This is a genomic window from Streptomyces sp. NPDC126499 (genome assembly GCF_040302485.1).
GTDB lineage: Bacteria > Actinomycetota > Actinomycetes > Streptomycetales > Streptomycetaceae > Streptomyces.
The window spans coordinates 21,004-41,927 of record NZ_JBEOUO010000014.1 but is presented as its reverse complement, the minus strand read 5'-3'; the positions used below and the strand labels follow the sequence as shown (position 1 = coordinate 41,927).

Here is a 20,924-nt window from a genome sequence, read left to right as displayed (position 1 = left end):
CAAGAAAGCGTTAAAGATTAGGTAAGGTAACGAAGTGTGGTGGCTGGAGGAACGATCCGGCCGTCGATTCATGTCATATGCCCACACCATGTGCCGACGCATGCATGTGCCGTCACCATGCAAGGGGAAGGAACGGCCACTGACTGTCCACCAGCTCAACGAACTCCTGCTCATCTGCTCGCTCGTGCTGCTCATCGCTGTCGCGGCGGTGCGGATCTCGTCCCGGAGCGGGCTTCCCAGCCTGCTGCTCTACCTCGGGATCGGGGTCGCCATCGGGCAGGACGGCATCGGCAACGTCGCCTTCGACAACGCCGAACTGACCCAGGTGATCGGCTATGCCGCACTTGTGGTGATCCTGGCCGAGGGTGGCCTGGGCACCAAGTGGAAGGAGATCAAACCCGCGTTGCCCGCGGCGGCCGTACTGTCGACCGTCGGCGTCGCGGTGAGTGTGGGCGTCACGGCCGCGGCCGCGCACTATCTCGTCGGCCTGGCATGGCAGCAGGCCCTCATCATCGGCGCCGTCGTCTCCTCGACCGACGCCGCCGCCGTCTTCTCCGTCCTGCGCAAGGTGCCGCTGCCCTCCCGGGTCACCGGCGTCCTGGAGGCCGAGTCCGGCTTCAACGACGCACCCGTCGTCATCCTCGTCGTCGCCTTCTCCACGGTCGGCCATGTCGACGCCTGGTACGTCCTCGTCGGCGAGATCGCCCTGGAACTCGCCATCGGCGCCGCCGTCGGCCTCACCGTCGGCTTCGTGGGCGCCTACGGGCTGCGCCACGTCGCCCTGCCCGCCTCCGGCCTCTACCCCATCGCCGTCATGGCCATCGCCGTCGTCGCCTACGCCGCCGGCGCCATGACCCACGGCTCCGGCTTCCTCGCCGTCTACCTGGCCTCGATGGTGCTCGGCAACGCCAAGCTGCCGCACGCGCCCGCCAACCGCGGCTTCGCCGAGGGCCTCGGCTGGATCGCCCAGATCGGCATGTTCGTCCTGCTCGGTCTGCTCGTCACCCCCCACAAGCTCGTCGGCGACTTCTGGCCGGCCATCGTCATCGGCCTCGTCCTCACCGTGGTCGCCCGCCCCCTGGAGGTGTACCTCAGCCTCCTTCCCTTCCGCGTCCCCTGGCAGGAACAGGCCCTGATGTCCTGGGCCGGCCTGCGCGGAGCCGTCCCCATCATCCTCGCCACCATCCCGATGGTGTCCGGGATCGAGGGCAGCGAGCGGATCTTCAACATCGTCTTCGTCCTGGTCGTCGTCTACACCCTGGTCCAGGGCCCGACGCTGCCCTGGCTGGCCAAGGCCCTCCGGCTCGGCGACCAGGGCGAGGCCTCCGACCTCGGTGTCGAGTCCGCGCCCCTGGAGCGGCTGCGCGGGCACCTGCTGTCCGTGGCGATCCCGGAGGGCTCGAAGATGCACGGCGTGGAGGTCGCCGAGCTCCGGCTGCCCGCCGGCGCCGCCGTCACCCTCGTCGTCCGGGACGAGAAGAGCTTCGTCCCCGGCCCCACCACCGTGCTGCGCCGCGGCGACGAACTGCTCGTCGTCGCGACCGACCCGGTAAGGGACGCCGCCGAACGCCGGCTGCGGGCCGTCGGCCAGGGCGGAAAGCTGGCCGGCTGGCTCGGCACCGGCGGCGCCACCGCGGCGGGCCAGCCGGACCACTCCCAGAACCTCCTCCGGCACCCGTTCCGGGACCGATCCCGGCGAACATCCGGTTAATCCGAGGCATTAATTCGGGGGCGGGGGCGTTTTCCCAGGCGGGAAGACGCCCTTTCCCTGTACCATGAAGGCACACCTGATCGAACCAACTCTGCCTGACGCAGAGCTGGCGCGACCGTATGGCGGCCGAGGCGCCCCCCGCAGTGGGCCCCGGTATCTACCGCAGTTCCGCGCAAGAGGACAGCTCTCGGCGAAGCCGGCACCACCGTGCCCGGGCCCGCTACCAGGCGGCAGAAAGGCATGGACCGTGGCGTCCACGGTCGTCTCCGAGAAGCGGCCCGGCTACGGACAGCTGCTCCGTACCCCCGGTGCACTCTCCTTCCTCCTCCCGGGCTTCGCCGCCCGGCAGCCGTTCGCGATGCTGACCATCGGCATCGTCCTGCTCGTCCAGCACACCACCGGCTCCTACGGCAGCGCCGGCGCCGTCGCCGCCGCCACCGGTGTCTCCATGGCGCTGTTCGCCCCGCAGAGCGGCAAGCTCGCCGACCGCTTCGGCCAGCGGGCCGTCCTCGTGCCCGGCGTGCTCATCCACACCGCGTCCGTCTCCCTTCTCGTCGCGCTGGCCCTGGCCGGCGCCCCGCTGTGGGCCCTGTTCCTCGCGGCCGTCCCCTCCGGCGCCTCCGTGCCGCAGGTCGGCCCGATGGTCCGGGCCCGCTGGGCCGCGAAGCTGGACGGCACGCCCCTGATGCCGACCGCCGCCGCCTTCGAGTCGGTGACGGACGAGTTCACCTTCGTCGTGGGCCCGGTCCTCGCCACCGCCCTGTGCACCGGAGTGCACCCGGCGGCCGGCCTGATCGCCGAGGCCGCGCTCACCCTGGTCGGCGGCCTGTTCTTCGCCGCCCAGCGCCGCACCCAGCCCGCCCACGGCCTGAGCGCCGAGGCCGGCCGGACCGGTGCCGAGCCGCATCGCTCGGCCCTGTCCATCCCGGGCGTCCGAGTCCTCGCCATCGCCTTCCTCGGCATCGGCTCGGTCTTCGGAGGCATGCAGGTCTCGCTCACCGCCTTCACCGAGGAGATCGGCAACCCCGGCGCCAACGGCCTGCTGTACGGCGTCTTCGCGGCCGGCAACATGCTCGCCGGCATCGCCATGGGCGCCGTCGCCTGGAAGATCGGCCCCCGCCGCCGCCTGATCCTCGGCTACGCCGGCCTGACCGTCGCCGCCTCCCTTCTCTGGTCCGTCCACTCGGTCCTGCTGCTCGGCGCCCTCGGTCTGGTCGTGGGTCTGTGCATCGCCCCAGCCCTGATCACCGGCTACACGATCGTCGAGACCCTGGTCCCGGCCTCCGCCCGCACCGAGGCCTTCACCTGGCTGACCGGCGCCGTGGCGCTGGGCCAGGCCGCGGCCGTCACGGTCGCCGGCCGGCTGGCCGACGCCCACGGCGCCAGCACCGGATTCCTGGTGCCGATGGCGGGCACGGTGCTCGCCCTCGTCACCCTGGTCGCCCTCCGCTCGCGGCTCCGTCCCCACACCCCGAGCCGGGTCGCGGCACGTGGTGTCGGTCACCGAGTTCCCGTGTCGGTGGACTGAACCCGCGGAATACGTCACTATGGATCGTCGTTAGCACTCGATGAGTGTGAGTGCCAGGAGGAAGACAAGTGCCGACCTACCAGTACCAGTGCACCGAGTGCGGCGAGGGCCTCGAGGCGGTGCAGAAGTTCACGGATGACGCTCTGACCGAGTGCCCGAACTGCAAGGGACGCCTCAAGAAGGTGTTCTCCGCGGTCGGCATCGTGTTCAAGGGCTCCGGCTTCTACCGGAACGACAGCCGCGGCTCGTCGTCCAGCAGCTCGCCGGCCTCGTCGAAGTCCTCCTCGTCTTCGTCGTCGTCCTCTTCTTCGTCGTCGGACTCCTCTTCGGCGTCCTCCACGTCGTCGACGGCCTCGACCTCGTCGAGCTCCACCTCGGCCGCCTGATCCACCGCTCTTCGCCCATGCCCTGCCGATCCGATCGGCAGGGCATTCGGCGTTGCCTGGGGGCTAGGGTGACGGCCATGGCGACCCAGACGGCGGAACGGCAGACGGACTCGTACGCGGACATCGGTGTGATCGGCGGTTCGGGCTTCTACTCCTTCCTGGACGAAGTGACCGAGGTGTCGGTCGACACCCCGTACGGCAGTCCCAGCGACTCCCTCTTCCTCGGCGAGGTCGCAGGCCGGCGGGTGGCCTTCCTCCCCCTGCACGGCCGCGGCCATCATGTGCCGCCGCACCGGATCAACTACCGCGCCAACCTCTGGGCCCTGCGCTCGGTCGGCGTGCGCCAGGTCCTCGGGCCCTGCGCGGTGGGCGGTCTGCGCGAGGAGTACGGCCCCGGCACCCTCGTCGTGCCCGACCAGCTGGTCGACCGGACGAAGGCCCGCGCTCAGACCTACTTCGACGGGGAGCCGCTTCCGGAGGCGTGGGGCGGCGCCATACCGAACGTGGTCCACGTGACCTTCGCCGACCCCTACTGCCCGGAGGGGCGCCGGGTGGCCCTGAAGGCCGCCCGGGGGCGAGGCTGGGAGCCGGTCGACGGCGGCACGCTGGTCGTCGTCGAGGGGCCCCGCTTCTCGACGCGCGCCGAGTCGCGCTGGCACGCGGCCGCGGGCTGGTCGGTGGTCGGCATGACCGGCCACCCCGAGGCCGTCCTCGCCCGGGAACTGGGACTCTGCTACACCTCCCTCGCACTGGTGACGGATCTGGACGCGGGCGCGGAGACCGGGGACGGGGTCTCGCACACGGAAGTCCTTCGCGTGTTCGGCGAGAACGTGGGCCGACTGCGCGACGTGCTCTTCGACGCGGTGAACGCGCTCCCCGCGACCATCGACCGGGACTGCCTGTGCACACGAGCCCACGACGGGTGGGACCTGGGCATCGAACTGCCCTGAGCGGCAGGGTCGGCAACCGCTCGTGAGTACCCGGGCCCCAGACGGCCGGGGGCGGGCCGCCGGCGAGGACCGGACTGACTCAAGCGTCGCCGACCCCGCATCGCCGGGGCAATCGCTCGCCCGGGTGAGGAAGTTATTCACAACCGGCCGGTTATCCACAGGCCCGAGCGGGATCTCGGCGGCTGAGGCACGGTGAACGCGGTCCGCCGGACGGTCCGGCGGACGACCCGTGCTCACGACAGGCGGTTGCGCTGATGACCACACACTCCTGCCTCCCCCACACCCCCACCTCCGTGCCCGCGCCGTGCGGAGTGCCGCAGTTCGACCCGCTGCGCGTGCGCGGCGGAAGGCTGAGGCTGCGCAGGGCGCTGCGCCGCCGGCGACGGGCTCCGGCGGCGGTGCTGGCGATGACGGCCGCCGCGCTCGCGGCGACGGGCGTCGCCGGTGCGGACGACCCCGTGCCGCAGCCGCCTCCGCCGCCGGTGCGGGAGCCGCAGCGGCCGGTCCCGCAGCTCGTGTCCGCTCCGGTGCGGATCGCCGACGCGGCGACCGTGCGGCTGTTGCGGCCCGGCGACCGTGTGGACGTGATCGCCGCGCCCCACTCGCCGGCCGGCCCGGCCGGCGAGGCCCGGGTGGTGGCCTCGGCCGCCCGGGTGGCCGAAGTGCCGCGGCCGGGCGAGACTCGTCCGGACGGTGGGGCGTTGATCGTCCTGTCCGTGCCGCGGTCGACGGCCACGGCACTCGCCGGTGCGGGCCTGACATCCCAACTGGCGGTGACACTGTGCTGATTCGCACGCACGGCCTGTCAAGTAACCGTCCCGTGTGTACGGATTGGACGCCTCTGCGCCGCGCGCGGCGTAATGGCTCCGCACACTGCACACGCGACGAAAGGCACCTTGGTGGCCGAGAAGAAGGAAAGTCTGCTGGAAGGCTTCAAAGCCTTCCTGATGCGCGGGAACGTGATCGACCTGGCGGTCGCGGTCGTCATCGGTGCCGCGTTCACCAACATCGTGAACTCGGTGGTCAAGGGAATCATCAACCCGGTCGTGGGCGCCTTCGGGACGAAGGCCCTGGAGGGTTACGCGTCCTGCCTGAAGGCACCCTGCCGGGTCGTGGACGGCGAGATGCAGGGCATCCAGATCCAGTGGGGCCTGGTGCTCAGCGCCGTCCTCAGCTTCCTGATCACGGCCGCCGTCGTCTACTTCCTGATGGTCCTGCCGATGGCCAGGATCCTCGCCAGGCGCGCCGCGCAGGAGAAGGAGAAGGAAGGCGTCCAGGAGACGATCGAGGTCAGCGAGCTGGAGGTCCTCAAGGAGATCCGCGACCATCTGGTCGCCCAGCGCGGTCCGTCCGTGAACAACACGGGCACGCACACGCCGGCCGGCGGAGGTGCGGGGGCGCACTCCACCTCCTGACCGGCGGCTCGCGTCGGCGTCAGAGGTGGTGCGGCGGCTTCTCGTCGAGGAAGCGCGCGAGGTCGGCGGCGCTGTCGCCGCCGGAGGGAGGCCGCTCGCCCCACCCGCGGTCCGTGTCGTCCGCGGACTGCTGGTCCAGCGGATCGTCGAAGATCAGTGCCGGCCTGGGTTGCGACTGGGATACAGAGTCGGACTGCTTCGCTGTTCGCGGTCCGTGGGCGGGGGCGGTGCTCATGTTTCAAGGGTACGCCCGCACCACCGCCGCGCACCCCTGTGATCTGCGGTTGTCCGGGCCGGATCAGTGGTCCTTCGGACCGAGCGGCCACAGGCCGAGGACCGCGAGGAACGACAGGACGACAAAGCCCGCGCCCCACCAGGCGGTGCCCGTGCTTGTGGTGTCGCGTCGCGCTCGCGCGGGCCGGGTCTGCTGTCCTGTGGGGCATGACGCAACCCTTCCTTCCCCTCACCGCCCGGTCCCGTGGCGAGGCGCACCGGACCGCCACGCCGCTGGAGCTGTTCTTCGACCTCTGTTTCGTCGTCGCCGTGGCGCAGGCTGGGGCGGAGCTGGTGCACGCCGTCGCCGAGGGGCACGCCGGGGAGGGGATCCTGAACTACGCGATGGTCTTCTGGGCCATCTGGTGGGCCTGGATGAACTTCACCTGGTTCGCCTCCGCGTACGACAACGACGACGTGCTCTACCGGGGCCTCACCCTCGTCCAGATCGCCGGCGTCCTGATCCTGGCCGCCGGGGTGTCGCGGGCCTTCGAGGACCACGACTTCCTGGTGGTGTACATCGGCTACGTCGTCATGCGGCTGGCGCTGTCCTCGCAGTGGTTGCGAGCCGCGCACCACGCCACCGACGCGGGCGAGCGGACGATGTGCCGACGGTACGCGGGCGGGGTGGTGGCCTGCCAGGTCGGGTGGACGGCGCTGCTGTTCGCGCCGGAGGACGCGCGACCGTGGGTGTTCCTGGTGATGGCGCTGGCCGAGATGGCCGTTCCGGTGTACGCGGAGAAGGACGTCACGACGCACTGGCATCCGCACCACATCGCCGAACGCTACGGCCTGTTCACGATCATCGTGCTGGGCGAGTCGGTCGCGGCGGCGACGGTGGCCGTGAAGTCGGGGGTGGCGGAGAACGACGCGCTCGGCGAGGTGCTGCCGATCGCCGCCGGCGGGCTGCTGATCGTCTTCGCCGCCTGGTGGATCTACTTCGTGGTGCCCGCGCACGACCGGCTGACTTCCAACCGGCAGGGTTTCCTGTGGGGCTACGGCCACTATCTGATCTTCACCTCGGCCGCCGCGATCGGCGCGGGCCTCGAGATCGCGGTCGAGGAGGCGGTCGGCAAGGCGCACCTCTCGACGCTCGCCGCGTCGTCCGCCGTGACCATCCCGACGGCCTTGTTCCTGCTGTGTGTCTGGCTGCTGCACGCCCGCTACTTCAAGGTCGGCATCGCCCAGCAGTCGGTGCTGCCGGTGTCGGCCCTGGCGATCCTGATGTGCACGTTCGCCGGGCACTGGGCGATCCCCGCGGCCGGGCTCGTGGCCGCCGCGACCGTGGCGGTGGGGGTGGCCCTCACGGCCACCAACCCGGCGACGCGCCGCACCACCACCGACATCCGTTCCTGAGGCCGCTCCTCCGTGCCCCGCGCGCCAGGGCTCCGTGCTACTCAGGGGACATGACGGAGCAGCAGGACATCAGGCAGCGGCCCGACGGCCACCACGACGACACCGTCCACCGTCCCCTCCGCGACGCGCTCACCGACGTCGCCGGCATCCGGGTCGGCCACGCGCGCGTGCCGGGGGACCGGGCGCTTTCCGGCACGACCGTGGTGCTCGCCCCCGAGGGCGGGGCGGTGGCCGCCGTGGACGTGCGGGGTGGGGGCCCGGGCACGCGGGAGACGGACGCGCTGGACCCCCGTAACGTCGTCCAGCGGATCGACGCCGTGGTCCTGACCGGCGGCAGCGCGTACGGGCTCGACTCGGCGGGCGGGGTGATGGCCTGGCTGGAGGAGCAGGGACGCGGGGTACGGGTGGGGCCGGACCCGGCGCACGTGGTGCCGGTGGTGCCCGCCGCCTGTGTCTTCGACCTGGGCCGGGGCGGCGACTTCAGCGCCCGGCCGGACGCCTCGACGGGCCGGGCGGCCGTGGCGGCGGCCGCCGCGAGCGGGCCGCACGCGCGCGTGGAGACGGGCGCGGTGGGCGCGGGAACAGGGGCCGTGGTCGGCGGGCTCAGGGGTGGGGTGGGGACGGCGAGCACGGTCCTGGAGTCGGGGATCACGGTCGGGGCGCTGGTCGTCGTCAACGCGGTCGGTTCGGCGGTCGACCCGGACACGGGCGTGCCGTACGGCGGTTACTTCGCCGGCGGGCGGCCCGCGTACCCCGATCCGGCCGTGCACGAGGCGGCGCTGCGGCGGCTCGCCGAGGCGCGGCAGAAATCCGCCCCGCCGCCCCTGAACACGACGCTCGCGGTGGTCGCCACGGACGCGGCACTGACCCGCGCGCAGGCGCAGAAGCTCGCGGGGACGGCGCACGACGGCATCGCGCGCGCGGTCCGTCCGGTGCACCTCCTGAACGACGGCGACACCGTCTTCGCGCTCGCGACGGGGGCGCGCGAGCTGCCCTCCGCGCCGGGGTCGCCGCCCGGCCCGCTGGCCCTCAACGACCTGCTGGCGGCGGGCGCGGACACCGTCACCCGGGCCATCGTCCAGGCCGTCCTCGCGCCCTCCGAGGGCGTGTCGGGGCCGGCCGGGGACTTCCCCGCGTACCGGGAGCTGTACGGGACGGCGCCCGGCGACTAGCACCGTCCGGCGACTGCCGGTATACCAAAGGGAGTTGACGGAGGAACGAAGGGATCGGGAACTCCCCGTCCGACCCCGATCGTTTTCCCGAACGCCGGACACGATGTCAGACCCAGGGACTACGTTAAGCAAGCACCAAGTGACATGTGGCGACGGCCTGGAGACCCTCTTGAACGATCCGCGGGATCATTCTCACGATCCTTTCGAGACGACCGAGACCCACCTTGAGCGCCTTCTCGGCCGGGCGCTCAACTCCTTCGACCTGCCCGACTCGCTGATCGAGCGCCTGGAGTCGGCGCTCGCCCACTCCAGTGCGCTGTACTCCTCGCACCACAGTGCGTCGCTGCACCGCACCACCTACCGCCACACCTATCTGCTCCCCGACGGTGCCGCGCTCAGCCTCTGGGAGCTGGTGCACAACTCCGGCCGGGACGGGGCGGAGCAGCACGAGCTGTACGCGGAGGAGGCCGAGGTCCGGCTCGCGGCCTCCCGGCTGCCGGCCGGTCCCTCGCTCGGCTGGACCGCCGAGCAGGCCGACGGCACGCCGGCCGACGAGAACAACGACGACCTGGAGCTGCTGAGCGCGCTGCTCGCCCGCCCGATACCGGCCCAGCCCCGGATGTACGTGCCGGACAACTCCGCCGACCACGCCCGCCGGGTGCTGCGCCGCGCGGAGAACGCAGACCGGCCGGGCGAGGCGACGGCCCGACGGCTGCGGCTGGCGTTCGCGCACCACATCACGCAGGCGTTCGGGCGCCAGTGCCCCGTGGACGGGGGCCGGGACGCCGGCTTCACCCTCTACGAGCACCAGTTCCTGCTGCTCGACGGCAGCGAGGTCAGCCTGTGGGAGGTGGAGCACACGGCGACTCCGGACGGCCGCCACATGTGCGAGGTGTACGAGGACGAGCGCACGGCCCGCGAGGCGATGGAGTCCCGCTCCCGGGTGCGCTGACGCCAGGGCGACCGGGGCTAGGGGCGGCCCCGGTCGCGTGGCCCACGGCATCCTGCCGCGTCTAACAGTGGCCTACCGCGGCTTACGGCGACCTACGGCCGCTTGCGGACCAGCAGCGCGGCCGTCACAGCGACCGTCACACCGGTCAGCCGCTCGGTGCCGGTGGCCGTGTAGCGGGCGCTGCTCCGTACAGCCCGATCCCAAGGTGAGAAGGCCGAGTCCCGGCCACACGCTGTGCGGCAGCCGACGGCGGCTCTTTCCCCCCCGGCCCCGGACCCGGTGGACGCGGGCGGGTCGCCGGACTCGGCCGGGCCGGCGGGGCGGGGGCGGCCGGTGGGGTCGGTGGCGGGGCCCGTTACGGAGGCGGGCGTTCCCATGGACGGCTCCTCACGCACCGTGGGTGACGGACACGGGGTCGGGCGCGGACAGGCCAGCGGGCACGCCAGCAGGGGCGGAGGTGGGGCCCGGGGCCGAGGTGGAGGCGGGGGGCGGGGCCGGGGTGAGGGCCGGGGCCGGGGAGGAAGCGGAGGCCGGGGCCGGGGAGGAGGCGGAGGCCGGGGCCGGGGCGAGGACCGCAGAGGAGGCCGGGAGCGGGGCCGGGGAGGAGGCCGGGGTCAGGGCTGGGTCTGGGGCTGTGGCCAGCTTCGCTACGGCGAACTCGCGGTTGGCGCGGGTCTGTTCCCGGTAGGCGGCGGGCAGGTCCGGAAGGGCGAGCAGGCGGTCGCAGGCGGCGAGTGAGGCCTCGTGGTCGCCGACCCAGTAGGCGGTGATGGAGTACTCGAAGAGCAGCCCCCAGCGGTACACCCACGGCTGGAGGAACAGCACGTCGTCGGCCGGCTGGGGCCGGTCGAGGACGGCCGAGACGATCGCGTGGGCGGCGTGGTGACGGTTCGCCTTCCGCAGCCGTGCGGCCAGCTCGTAACAGGCCTCCAGGCGCTGCGGTCGGGACTCCCAGGCCCGTACGAAGGCGTCCTGCGCGGTCGGCCAGTCGCCGGACTCGGCGGCGAGGACGCCCGCCTGGAGGAGTGAGTAGTAGACCTCTTCGCCCCAGCCGCCCATGGCCGCGCGCCGCTCGTACAGGGCGGCCGCCTCCTTCGCCCGGCCGCCGGAGTCGCGCAGGGTCTGGGCGAGGTAGAACACCGTGCGGGGGTTGGCCGGGTCGCGGGCGAGTTCGGCACGCAGGAGGCGGGCGTCGCGTTCGAACTTGTCGTGGCGCGAGCCGCCGTCGGCGTGGTCCTCGATGACGAGCGCGTCCAGGTTCCGCTGGACGTGGTCGCGGTCCGCGGTCAGGTACTCGTGGGTGACGCCTTCGTAGCGCCACGGCAGATCGCCTCTGACCAGGCGCTTGATCCGGTACTCCAGCGCGCCCCGGTGCCGCAGCAGGTAGGCGTCGGCGGTCAGCTCGGGCAACGGGCCCTCCTGACGCAGCACATGGTCGGCGTCGAGGAGGAGCAGGTAGTCGGCGCGGCCTCGGGCGCGAGCGATGTTCAGGCTCCGGTTGTGGCCGAAGTCCACCCAGGGCTCCTCCCGGAGCTCACCGGGCATGCCGTCGAGTGCGGCGCGGACCAGGTCCTGCGTCCCGTCGGTGGAACCGGTGTCGGAGACGACCCAGGTGTCCACCAGGTGCCGGACGGAGGCGAGGCATCGCTCGATGACCGTGGCCTCGTTCTTGACGATCATGCACAAGCAGATGGACGGCCGCACGGCAACCCCGCTTCCGGTGGTTCGATCGGGGGCGACCGTACGCACGGCCATGGCGGGCGCGGCGACGGCACGCCGACTCGGCCGCGTGGGTTCGCCTTCGCGTACGCATCCATACGGCTAGAGCGAATACGCCATGGCGGGAGAGCAGCCCCGGACCCGTCAAGGCTTCGCACGCGCGATCCGATGATCGGAAAGGAAGCTCGACGGACGCTTCCCGGACATCACTTGTGTCACTCGCGCCGGCTGGAGACCGCCGGCGGAGGAAGGAGCATGCATGCGTCCTGATCCAAGGGCTCGGGCCCGGTCCCCGCTCGGGCCGCTGCCCCGGCGGCGGGCCTGGTTGAGCGGTGGTGCGATCGCCTCGGTCGCTCTGGTGCTGACGGGCTTCACGCCCTCGGCGGCCGCCTGGGGCGACCCGGTGGCCGACGGCCGGTCCGGCAGCGTGACGGCCGGTCCCGTGCCCGACGACGAGTGCGAGGACCGGCCGCCGCACGGGGAGCCCCCGCGTCCGCCGCATGGGGAGCCTCCGGGCCCGCCGCCCTGGGAGCAGGAGGGCCCGCCGCCCTGGGAACAGGAAGGGCCGCCGCCCTGGGAACAGGAGGGGCCGCCGCCGTGGGAGCAGCAGGAGCCGCCCCCGCACGGGAAGCCCCAGGGCCCGCCGCCGTGGGAACAGCAAGGACCGCCGCCGTGGGAACAGCAGGGTCCGCCGCCACACGGCTACCAGGGGCCGCCGGTCACCGATGGCCTCCAGCAGTTCCTGGACCACAAGATCGGCTCGTTGACGGGCAACCGCTTCGTCCGCGCCGTGCCGGTCACGGGTGAGGGGCACGATCCCTGCAAGGTGGGGCCGACGGGACCGACCGGGCCGACCGGGCCCACGGGGGCGACGGGGAGCACTGGGCCGACGGGGGCCACGGGGAGCACCGGGCCGACCGGGCCGACCGGAGCCACGGGTGCGACGGGCGCCACAGGGGCGACGGGTGCCACCGGGCCCACCGGCCCCACTGGCCTGACCGGGCCGACCGGGCCCACCGGAGCAACGGGTGCCACAGGGCCCACCGGGCCCACCGGGCCCACCGGAGCAACAGGTGCCACAGGGGCCACGGGCGCGACCGGGCCCTGTTCCGACATCGACCTCTACGCCCCCTCCAACACCGAGGACCAGCAGGCGGTGCTCACCGGTGGACGCGTGTACGTGGGCAGGGCGGCTTCGCCGGGCGGCATGATCGTCTGGCAGGACCTCACCAACACGGTCTCGACCATGACCGACCCCGCGAATCCCGGCTTCCCCGGCAACGCCTGTGGCGTGGCCTTCGCGGACCAGGGCATGACGGCCTTCGTCAAGATCGTGACGACCACCGGGCAGGTGTGGCAGACCGTCGGCAACACCGCGGGCGCGAACTTCATCTGGAACCAGCCGTGGTTCCAGCAGACGACACCCACCCCGGCGGCGCTCCGCGCGAACAAGTTCGTGCGCGCCCTGCCGACGGGCGTACCCGTCAACAGGTGACAGTGGTGAGGGGCGGGCGGTACGCGCTCGCGTGCACACCGCCCCTCATGTGCGCACCGCCCCGCACGAGCGGAGTCAGGCCGCGACGGCGACCTTCGGCTCCGCCCCGGACTCCTCGGGGGAGAGCGGCTTGCGCGCGCTCTTGAGCAGGACGACGAGAGCGGTGCTCACCACCGTGCCGGCGGCGATCGCCAGCAGGTACAGCAGCGGGTGGCCGATCAGCGGGATCACGAAGACACCGCCGTGGGGGGCGCCCAGGGTGCACTCGAAGGCCATCGACAGCGCGCCGGTGACCGCGCCGCCCGCCATCGCCGCCGGGATGACCCGCAGTGGGTCGGCCGCGGCGAAGGGGATCGCGCCCTCGGAGATGAAGGAGGCGCCGAGCACCCAGGCCGCCTTGCCGTTCTCGCGCTCGGTACGGGTGAACAGCCGCCCCCGTACGGTCGTGGCGAGTGCCATCGCGAGCGGCGGCACCATGCCGGCGGCCATCACGGCGGCCATGACCTTGAGCGAACCCTCGTTGGGGCTGGCGAGGCCACCGACCGCGAAGGCGTAGGCGACCTTGTTGACCGGGCCGCCGAGGTCGAAGCACATCATCAGGCCGAGGATGACGCCGAGGACGATGGCGTTGGCGCCGGAGAGGCCGGACAGCCAGTCGGTCAGCGCCTTCTGGAGGCTCGCGATCGGCTTGCCGATCACCAGGAACATCAGGAAGCCGACGACGACCGAGGAGAGCAGGGGGATCACGACCACCGGCATGATGCCCCTGAGGACGGTGGGGATCGGCACCCGCTGCACGGCGAGGACGGTGCCGCCTGCGACCAGGCCGGCGACGAGGCCGCCGAGGAAACCGGCGTTGATGGTGAGCGCGACGGCGCCGCCGACGAAGCCGGGGACGAGGCCGGGGCGGTCGGCCATGCCGTACGCGATGTAGCCGGCGAGGACCGGGACGAGGAAGCCGAAGGCCAGGCCGCCGATCTGGAACATCAGGGCGGCCCAGCTGTCGGCCTGGCCCCAGGCGAAGTGCTCGGCGACGGAGGGGGCCTTGTCGATGTCCCAGCCGCCGAGGGCGAAGCCGAGGGCGATGAGGAGGCCGCCGGCGGCGACGAACGGGACCATGTAACTGACGCCGGACATGAGCCACTTGCGGAGCTTGGTGGCGTAGCCGTCGTGGGGTTCGCCGGTGTGGACGACGGGGGTGGAGGCGGGGGTGGAGGCGGGGGCCGTGGGGGTGGCCGTGGGCTCGACGTGGGTGTCGCGGGCGGCGGCCTTGGCGCGGGCCTCGGCGATGAGGGCGGCGGCGCGGTTGATGCCGGCCTTGACGCCGACGTCGACGGTGGGCTTCCCGGCGAAGCGGTCCTTCTCCCGTACGGGTACGTCGTGGGCGAAGATCACGGCGTCCGCGGCGGCGACGGCGGCCGGGGCGAGCCGGGTGAAACCGGCGGACCCCTGCGTCTCGACGACCAGCTCCACGCCTGCCGCGCGGGCGGCCTGCTCCAGGGCTTCGGCGGCCATGTAGGTGTGGGCGATGCCGGTGGGGCAGGACGTGACGGCGACGATCCGGAACGGTTCCTCTCCCCCACCCCACCCCTTCCCGAAACCGGGGGTACCCCCCGGACCCCCGTCCGTGGCCGGGCCGGTGCCGGACCCGCCGGGGGCGGGCACGGGGGCCTGGGCCTGGCCGGCGGCGGGCGAGGCCGGGGCGGCCGGCGCGTCGCCGGTACGGGAGGGGGCGGGGGCCTCTTCGCCTGATCCAGCGGGCGGCTCCGTGCCCGGCGCCCCCGACAGGGGCGGGACGGCCTGGCCGGCGGCGGGCGCGGTCGGCGCGTCGCCGGTACGCGATGAGACGGGGGCCTCCCCGCCCGGTGCGGCGGACTCGGCGCCGCCCGGCGCGGCGGCCGCTGCCTGCGGTGCCGGACCGTGGCCCGGCACCTCGGCCGGGGAGACACCGAAGACGGCCGGGCTCACGTGGCCGGCGGCGGGCGTAGCCGGGACGGTCGGCGGCTCGCCGGTCCGCGATGAGACGGGGGCCTCCCCGCTCAGTGCGGCGGACTCGCCACCACCCGGCGCGGCGGCCGCTGCCTGCGGTGCCGGACCGTGGCCCGGGACCTCGGCCGGGGACGCACCGGACACGGGCGGGCTCACCTGGTCGGCGGCGGGCGCGGCCGGCGGCCCGCCAGTACGGGAGGGGGCGGGGGCCTCCCCGGCCGGTACGGCGGACTCAGCGCTGCCCGGCGCACCCGACACCGCCGCGCTCGCCTGGCCAGCAGCCGGCGCGGCGGGCGCGGTCGGCGCGTCGCCAGTACGCGACAGGCCGGGGGCCTCGCCGGCCGGTACGGCGGACTCAGCGCTGCCCGGCGCACCGGACACCGCCGCGCTCGCCTGGCCAGCAGCCGGCGCGGTCGGCGCGGTCGGCACGTCGCCGGTCCGCGATGGGGCGGGGGCCTCCCCGCCCGGCGCGGCGGACTCGCCACCACCCGGCGCGGCGGCCGCTGCCTGCGGTGCCGGGCCCTGGCCCGGCGCCTCGGCCGGGGACGCACCGGACACGGGCGGGCTCACCTGGTCGGCGGCGGGCGCGGCCGGCGGCCCGCCAGTACGGGAGGGGGCGGCGGCCTCCCCGTCCGACGCCGCGGACTCGGCTCCGCCCGGCGCACCCGACACGGCCGCCCCCGCCTGGCCGGGCGCGGGCGGCTCCACGCCCGGCGCGGCAAGGTCAGCGCCACCCGGCACGGCGGACTCGGCCCCGCCCGGCGCACCCGACACCGCCGCGCTCGCCTGGTCGGCCGTGGGCGTGGTCCGGGGGGGCGCGGGCGGGCTGGACTGGTCGGGGGCCCGTGGCTCCGGGGCGGTTGTCGTAGGGGCGCCCGTCGGCGTTCGGGCGGGGGTGTCGGGGGTTGCCGGTGGGGGTGGGGTGTCGCCGGTGAGGAGGGCCGCAGCCTCGGACGGGGTGGCGGTGGTGCGGAGGGCCCGGGTGAAGGACTCGTTCATCAGGTGGCGGGCGAGGGACGAGAGGATCGTGAGGTGGGCGTCGTCGGCGCCGGTGGGGGCGGCGATGAGGAAGACGAGGTCGGCGGGGCCGTCGGGGGCGCCGAAGTCGATGCCCGCGGGGGCGCGGCCGAAGGCCAGGGTGGGTTCGGTGACGTGGGCGCTGCGGCAGTGCGGAATGCCGATGCCACCGTCGAGGCCGGTCGGCATCTGGGCCTCGCGGGCGGCCACGTCCGCGAGGAAGCCCTCCAGGTCGGTCACCCGGCCGAGGGCGACCATGCGCTCGGCGAGCGAGCGGGCCGCCGCTTCCTTGGTGTCGGCGGACAGGTCGAGGTCGACCAGGTCCGCGGTGATCATCGCGCTCATCGCGGGCTCCCTTGCTCGCTGGGGTCCTTCGGGTCGTTCAGGTCGCGCAGCGCGCGGTCCAGGGGGACGTCCGCGGTCACCGTGACCGCGGACGGGTCGAGGTCCGCCGGGGTCGGCATCTCGCTGCCCGGCAGCTGTACGGCCGCCGCACCGTGCGCGAGCGCCGCCGCCAGGGCCTCGGGGCCCTCGCCTCCGGCGGCCAGGAAGCCGGCCAGGGACGCGTCGCCGGCACCCACGTCGGAGCGGACGGCCTTCACGGCGGCCGTTCCGTACCAGACGCCGTCGTCGGACACGAGCAACTGGCCGTCCGCGCCCAGGCTCGCGAGCACCGCCCCCGCGCCCGACTCCCGTAGCTCCCGCGCCGCCTTCACCGCGTCGCCGACCGTCGCCAGCGGCCGGCCGACCGCCCCGGCGAGCTCCTCGGCGTTCGGCTTGACGACGTCGGGGCGGGCGGTGAGCGCCGCGAGCAGCGACGGGCCGGAGGTGTCGAGGGCGATCCGGGCGCCCGCCGCGTGCGCGCGGGTGACCAGCTCGGCGTACCACTCGGGGGCGAGCCCCCGCGGCAGGCTGCCGCAGCAGGCGATCCACTCCGGCGCCGGGTCGTAGCGGCCGACCGAGGCGAGCAGCGTCTCGGACTCCTCCGGCGACAGCTTCGGGCCGGGCGCGTTGACCTTCGTCAGCGTGCCGTCCGGTTCGGCGATGGCGATGTTGGAACGGGTGTGGCCGGTGAGGGGGACCGGCGCGACCCTGATGCCCTGCGCGGCGAGGAGCTCGGCGACCAGCGCCCCGGGCGCCCCGCCGAGCGGGACCACGGCGACCGTGCGGTGGCCGGCGGCGGCGAGGGCCCGGGAGACGTTGACGCCCTTGCCGCCGGGATCCATGCGTTCGCCGGTGGCGCGCAGCACCTCGCCGCGTTCCAGGGCCGGGACCTCGTAGGTCCGGTCCAGGGAAGGGTTGGGGGTGACGGTGAGGATCATGTGCGTACGACGTCCGTTCCCGCGGCCTCGATCGCCGCGGCGTCCTCGGGGCTGAGCCCGCTGTCGGTGATGAGCAGGTCGACGTCGGCGAGGGAGCCGAAACGGGCGAAGTGCTCCTGCCCGTGCTTGGCCGAGTCGGCGAGCAGCACGACCCTGCGGGCGGAGGTCAGCACGGCCCGCTTCACGGCGGCCTCGGCGAGGTCGGGGGTGGTGAGGCCGTGCTCGGGCGAGAAGCCGTTGGTGGCGAGGAAGGCCACGTCGGCGCGGATCTCGCCGTACGCCCGCAGGGCCCACGCGTCGACGGCGGCGCGGGTGCGGTGGCGGACCCGGCCGCCCACGAGGTGGAGGTCGATGCCGGGATGGTCGGCGAGCCGGGCGGCGACCGGCAGGGCATGGGTGACGACGGTGAGCGCCTGGTCGAGCGGGAACTCGGCGGCGAGGCGCGCCACGGTCGTGCCGGCGTCGAGGACGACGCTGCCCTCCTGGGGCAGTTCGGCGAGGGCGGCGCGGACGATCCGGTCCTTCTCGTCGGCGGCGGTGGTCTCGCGCTCGGCGAGGTCCGGCTCGAAGTCGAGCCGCCCGGCCGGGATGGCCCCGCCGTGGACGCGGCGGACGAGCCCGGCGCGGTCGAGGGCCTTCAGGTCGCGGCGCACGGTCTCCGCGGTGACCTGGAACTCCTCGGCGAGGGAGAGCACGTCCACTCGGCCGCTCTCACGGGCGAGGCGGAGGATCGCTTGCTGGCGCTCGGGGGCGTACATGTGGGTTTACGTCCGTTCCATGCCCGAACCTGTGGTTACCGGTGAGGCTACGCCCGCCACTCGGGAGAAGTAAAGGGATTCGGGCACGAAGTGGGCATGGACGGGCATCCGCAGAGCGCGGAGCCCACTGGGCCCCGCCCGGCAGGACGAAGCGATGACGAAGCGATGACGGAGCGATGGCGGAGCGAGGGCGGAGATGACGGAGCGATGGCGAAGGGCCCCGGCCCCGGGATGCGAACCCGGGGGCCGGGGCCCTCCTCCGTACGAGCCGCGCCGCTCAGCCCACCAGCGCCGGCTCCTTCACCGGCTCCGCCGGGTCCTCCACCGCTCCCTCGACGTGCTGCTTCGGCTTCGCCGGCAGCGCGAACATCAGCAGGAAGATCCCGGCCAGCACCAGCGCCGCCCAGCCCAGCGCGTTCTGGAAGGCGTTCGTGAAGGCGGCACCCGTCTCCGCCGGGGCCGCCGCGAGCCGCGTCTCGTCGATCGTCCCGAAGAACACCACCGACACCAGGCCGAGCCCCAGCGCGTTGCCCATCTGCCCGGTCGTGTTGATCAGGCCCGAGGCCGAACCGGCGTGCTCGCGCGGCACCTCCGAAAGCACCGCGTCGGTGAGCGGGGCCACGATCAGGCCCATGCCCAGGCCCATCACCACCAGCGGCGCGAACATCTGCCAGGGCTCGATGCCCGACCCGTAACGGCCCGACACGAAGAAGTAGAGGAGGACGCCCGCCGCCATGGTCAGGGCGCCCGCCTGGAGCACCTTGCGGCCGAAGCGCGGCACCAGCTGCTGGACCGACAGGCCCGCCGCCAGCGACACCGCGATCGAGAACGGCACACCCGTCAGACCGGCCTTGAGCGGGCTCCAGCCGAGCCCGATCTGCATGTACAGCGTCCAGACCAGGAAGAAGATGCCCAGCACCACGCCGAACGTCAGCTGCACCGCGATGCCCGCCGCGAAGCTCTTCACACGGAACAGCGACAGCTCGACCAGCGGCGACGCGTCCTTCCTGGTCTTGTACCTCTCGTACGCGACGAGCGCGGCGAACACGACGAGGCTGCCGGCCATCATCAGGTGGCCCCACAGCGGCCAGCCCAGCTCGCGGCCGCGCGTCAGCGGGTAGATGAGCATCAGCAGCGCCACCGTCACCATCACCACGCCGACCAGGTCGAGGCGGAGCGCCTTCGGCGCCTTCGACTCGATGATGAACTTCCGTCCGAGGATCAGGGCGGCCACACCCACCGGCAGGTTGATCAGGAAGATCGGGCGCCACTGAAGGCCCGCGATGTTCCACTGGGTCAGCAGCGCGCCGAGCAGCGGTCCGGAGACCGCGCCGAGGCCGACGATCGCGCCGAACAGGCCGAAGACCTTGCCGCGCTCGTGCGCCGGGAAGGTCACGTGCACGATCGACAGCACCTGCGGCACCATCATCGCCGCCGCCACGCCCTGGAGGAGACGCGAGCAGACCAGCATCTCCGGACTGGCGGCGAAGCCGCACAGCGCCGAGGCGAGGGTGAAGCCCGCCGTGCCGAGGAGGAACAGGCGCTTGCGGCCGTAGATGTCGCCGAGCCGGCCGCCGGTGATCAGGCCGGCGGCGAACGCCAGCGCGTAACCGGCGGTGATCCACTGGATCGCGCCGAACGAGGCGCCGAGGTCCCGCTCGATGCTGGGGATCGCGATGTTGACGATCGTGGCGTCGACCAGGTCCATGAAGGCGGCGGTCATGACGATCGCGAGGGCGATCCAGCGTCTCTTGTCGGTGGTGGCCGCATCCCTGACGGCGTCGTGTGCACTCATGGGAAGAAACGTAGGGGCCATGTAGGTCAGATCATGGCCTAGATGACGCGCATCCTGGAGGCATGACCGACACACCGGCACGACTTCTGAATCTGCTGTCGCTCCTCCAGACCCCCCGCGAGTGGCCCGGCAGCGAGCTCGCCGAACGGCTCTCGGTCTCGCCGCGCACCATCCGGCGGGACATCGACCGGCTGCGCGACCTCGGCTATCCGGTCGAGGCCACCATGGGCGCCGTCGGCGGCTACCGCCTGGTCGCCGGCACCGCCATGCCCCCGCTGCTCCTCGACGACGAGGAGGCCGTCGCCATCGCCGTCGGGCTCCGGGCCGGCGCGGGGCACGCCATCGAGGGCGTCGAGGAGGCGTCCGTACGGGCGCTCGCCAAACTGGAGCAGGTCCTGCCGTCCCGGCTGCGGCACCGCGTCTCCACCCTCCAGAACGCCACGATCCCGCTCGCGCGCGGGGACGGGGCGACCGTCGCGCCGCAGACGCTGACCGCGCTCGCGGGCGCCGTCACCGGCCAGGAACGGCTGCGGTTCGGCTACCGGGCGGGCGACGGCGCCGAGACGAAACGGCTGGTGGAGCCCTATCGGCTGGTGTCGACGGGCCGGCGGTGGTACCTCGTCGCCTACGACCTCGGGCGGGAGGACTGGCGGACCTTCCGGGTCGACCGGGTCAGCGAGCCCTTCCCCACCGGGGCGCGCTTCACGCCCCGGGACCTGCCGGCCGGGGACGCGGCGGCCTTCCTGGAGCGGTCGATGGCGCGGGCGCAGCCGGAGCTCGAACTCGACGTGAGCTTCGGGGCGCCGGCGGAGTTCGTGGCGGCGCGGCTGCCGGCGCACCTGGCGCCGGTGGCGGACGGGGAGGCGGCCTGCCGGCTGCGGGCCCGCACCGCCGACTCGGTCGAGTGGCTGGCGCTGCGGCTGGCGCTTGTCGACGCGGACTTCACGATCCACGGGCCGGCGGTGCTCATCGAGTATGTCGAGGAACTGGCGGCGAGGTTGGCAGCGGCCACCCGGGGGTGACCCCGAGGCCGTCGCTGGTGGGGCGGGGCCGCTCCGGGGGCCATGTTCGGGACTGCGTGATCTA

The 20,924-nt window shown here is 73.5% G+C and carries 17 protein-coding genes; 11 read left to right on the top strand and 6 right to left on the bottom strand.

Annotation, left to right across the window (positions count from 1 at the left end):
- Positions 1 to 88 precede the first annotated feature (88 nt).
- The 6 genes from ABTZ91_RS21505 (at position 89) to mscL (ending at position 5,990) form a co-directional block, all read left to right on the top strand.
- Positions 89 to 1,711: a potassium/proton antiporter gene (locus tag ABTZ91_RS21505; protein ID WP_352078795.1), complete on the top strand. Its 1,623-nt coding sequence runs from the start codon at positions 89 to 91 to the stop codon at positions 1,709 to 1,711.
- 247 nt (positions 1,712 to 1,958) lie between these two features.
- On the top strand, positions 1,959 to 3,239 hold the full coding sequence (locus tag ABTZ91_RS21500) for an MFS transporter (protein WP_352078794.1): 1,281 nt from the start codon (positions 1,959 to 1,961) through the stop codon (positions 3,237 to 3,239).
- A gap of 68 nt (positions 3,240 to 3,307) precedes the next feature.
- Positions 3,308 to 3,625 carry an FmdB family zinc ribbon protein gene (locus tag ABTZ91_RS21495; protein ID WP_352078793.1) on the top strand — a complete coding sequence of 106 codons (318 nt, stop codon included), beginning with the start codon at positions 3,308 to 3,310 and terminating at the stop codon, positions 3,623 to 3,625.
- Between the two features lie 77 nt (positions 3,626 to 3,702).
- On the top strand, positions 3,703 to 4,575 hold the full coding sequence (locus ABTZ91_RS21490; protein ID WP_352078792.1) for an S-methyl-5'-thioadenosine phosphorylase: 873 nt from the start codon (positions 3,703 to 3,705) through the stop codon (positions 4,573 to 4,575).
- Positions 4,576 to 4,829: 254 nt separating this feature from the next.
- Positions 4,830 to 5,363, top strand: a complete 534-nt coding sequence (locus ABTZ91_RS21485; RefSeq protein WP_352078791.1) for a hypothetical protein — start codon at positions 4,830 to 4,832, stop codon at positions 5,361 to 5,363.
- A 111-nt stretch (positions 5,364 to 5,474) separates the two neighbouring features.
- Positions 5,475 to 5,990: a large conductance mechanosensitive channel protein MscL gene (gene mscL / locus ABTZ91_RS21480; RefSeq protein WP_352078790.1), complete on the top strand. Its 516-nt coding sequence runs from the start codon at positions 5,475 to 5,477 to the stop codon at positions 5,988 to 5,990.
- A gap of 19 nt (positions 5,991 to 6,009) precedes the next feature.
- On the opposite strand, the gene ABTZ91_RS21475 is transcribed toward mscL, so the two are convergent.
- A complete protein-coding gene (locus tag ABTZ91_RS21475) occupies positions 6,010 to 6,225 on the bottom strand; it encodes a hypothetical protein (protein ID WP_352078789.1) in 216 nt (71 codons plus the stop codon).
- A 206-nt stretch (positions 6,226 to 6,431) separates the two neighbouring features.
- Between ABTZ91_RS21475 and ABTZ91_RS21470 the strand changes: the two genes are divergently transcribed.
- From ABTZ91_RS21470 to ABTZ91_RS21460, 3 genes are all read left to right on the top strand, one after another.
- Positions 6,432 to 7,619 (top strand): low temperature requirement protein A, encoded by a 1,188-nt coding sequence (locus ABTZ91_RS21470; RefSeq protein WP_352078788.1) that lies wholly within the window; start codon positions 6,432 to 6,434, stop codon positions 7,617 to 7,619.
- Positions 7,620 to 7,669: 50 nt separating this feature from the next.
- Positions 7,670 to 8,791 carry a P1 family peptidase gene (locus tag ABTZ91_RS21465; protein ID WP_352078787.1) on the top strand — a complete coding sequence of 374 codons (1,122 nt, stop codon included), beginning with the start codon at positions 7,670 to 7,672 and terminating at the stop codon, positions 8,789 to 8,791.
- 169 nt (positions 8,792 to 8,960) lie between these two features.
- Complete coding sequence (locus tag ABTZ91_RS21460) at positions 8,961 to 9,743, top strand: DUF6227 family protein (RefSeq protein WP_352078786.1); 783 nt, start codon at positions 8,961 to 8,963, stop codon at positions 9,741 to 9,743.
- A gap of 387 nt (positions 9,744 to 10,130) precedes the next feature.
- Here the strand turns inward: ABTZ91_RS21460 and ABTZ91_RS21455 are convergent, their stop codons facing one another.
- The gene (locus ABTZ91_RS21455; RefSeq protein ID WP_352078785.1) at positions 10,131 to 11,423 is read right to left on the bottom strand and encodes a glycosyltransferase; all 1,293 of its coding nucleotides are present in this window, start codon (positions 11,421 to 11,423) and stop codon (positions 10,131 to 10,133) included.
- A gap of 298 nt (positions 11,424 to 11,721) precedes the next feature.
- Here ABTZ91_RS21455 and ABTZ91_RS21450 point away from each other — a divergent pair, with 298 nt between their 5' ends.
- Complete coding sequence (locus ABTZ91_RS21450; RefSeq protein ID WP_352078784.1) at positions 11,722 to 12,957, top strand: hypothetical protein; 1,236 nt, start codon at positions 11,722 to 11,724, stop codon at positions 12,955 to 12,957.
- A 75-nt stretch (positions 12,958 to 13,032) separates the two neighbouring features.
- Here the strand turns inward: ABTZ91_RS21450 and ABTZ91_RS21445 are convergent, their stop codons facing one another.
- The 4 genes from ABTZ91_RS21445 to ABTZ91_RS21430 form a co-directional block, all read right to left on the bottom strand.
- A complete protein-coding gene (locus ABTZ91_RS21445; RefSeq protein WP_352078783.1) occupies positions 13,033 to 16,308 on the bottom strand; it encodes a fructose-specific PTS transporter subunit EIIC in 3,276 nt (1,091 codons plus the stop codon).
- A complete protein-coding gene (pfkB, locus tag ABTZ91_RS21440; RefSeq protein ID WP_352078782.1) occupies positions 16,305 to 17,285 on the bottom strand; it encodes a 1-phosphofructokinase in 981 nt (326 codons plus the stop codon). Before pfkB ends, ABTZ91_RS21445 begins: the two co-directional genes overlap by 4 nt.
- Positions 17,282 to 18,043: a DeoR/GlpR family DNA-binding transcription regulator gene (locus ABTZ91_RS21435; protein ID WP_352078781.1), complete on the bottom strand. Its 762-nt coding sequence runs from the start codon at positions 18,041 to 18,043 to the stop codon at positions 17,282 to 17,284. The genes pfkB and ABTZ91_RS21435 overlap by 4 nt, the downstream gene beginning before the upstream one ends.
- A 277-nt stretch (positions 18,044 to 18,320) precedes the next feature.
- The gene (locus ABTZ91_RS21430) at positions 18,321 to 19,838 is read right to left on the bottom strand and encodes an MFS transporter (protein WP_352078780.1); all 1,518 of its coding nucleotides are present in this window, start codon (positions 19,836 to 19,838) and stop codon (positions 18,321 to 18,323) included.
- A gap of 62 nt (positions 19,839 to 19,900) precedes the next feature.
- On the opposite strand from ABTZ91_RS21430, the gene ABTZ91_RS21425 reads away from it, so the two are divergent.
- The gene (locus ABTZ91_RS21425) at positions 19,901 to 20,860 is read left to right on the top strand and encodes a YafY family protein (RefSeq protein ID WP_352078779.1); all 960 of its coding nucleotides are present in this window, start codon (positions 19,901 to 19,903) and stop codon (positions 20,858 to 20,860) included.
- Positions 20,861 to 20,924: the final 64 nt, after the last annotated feature.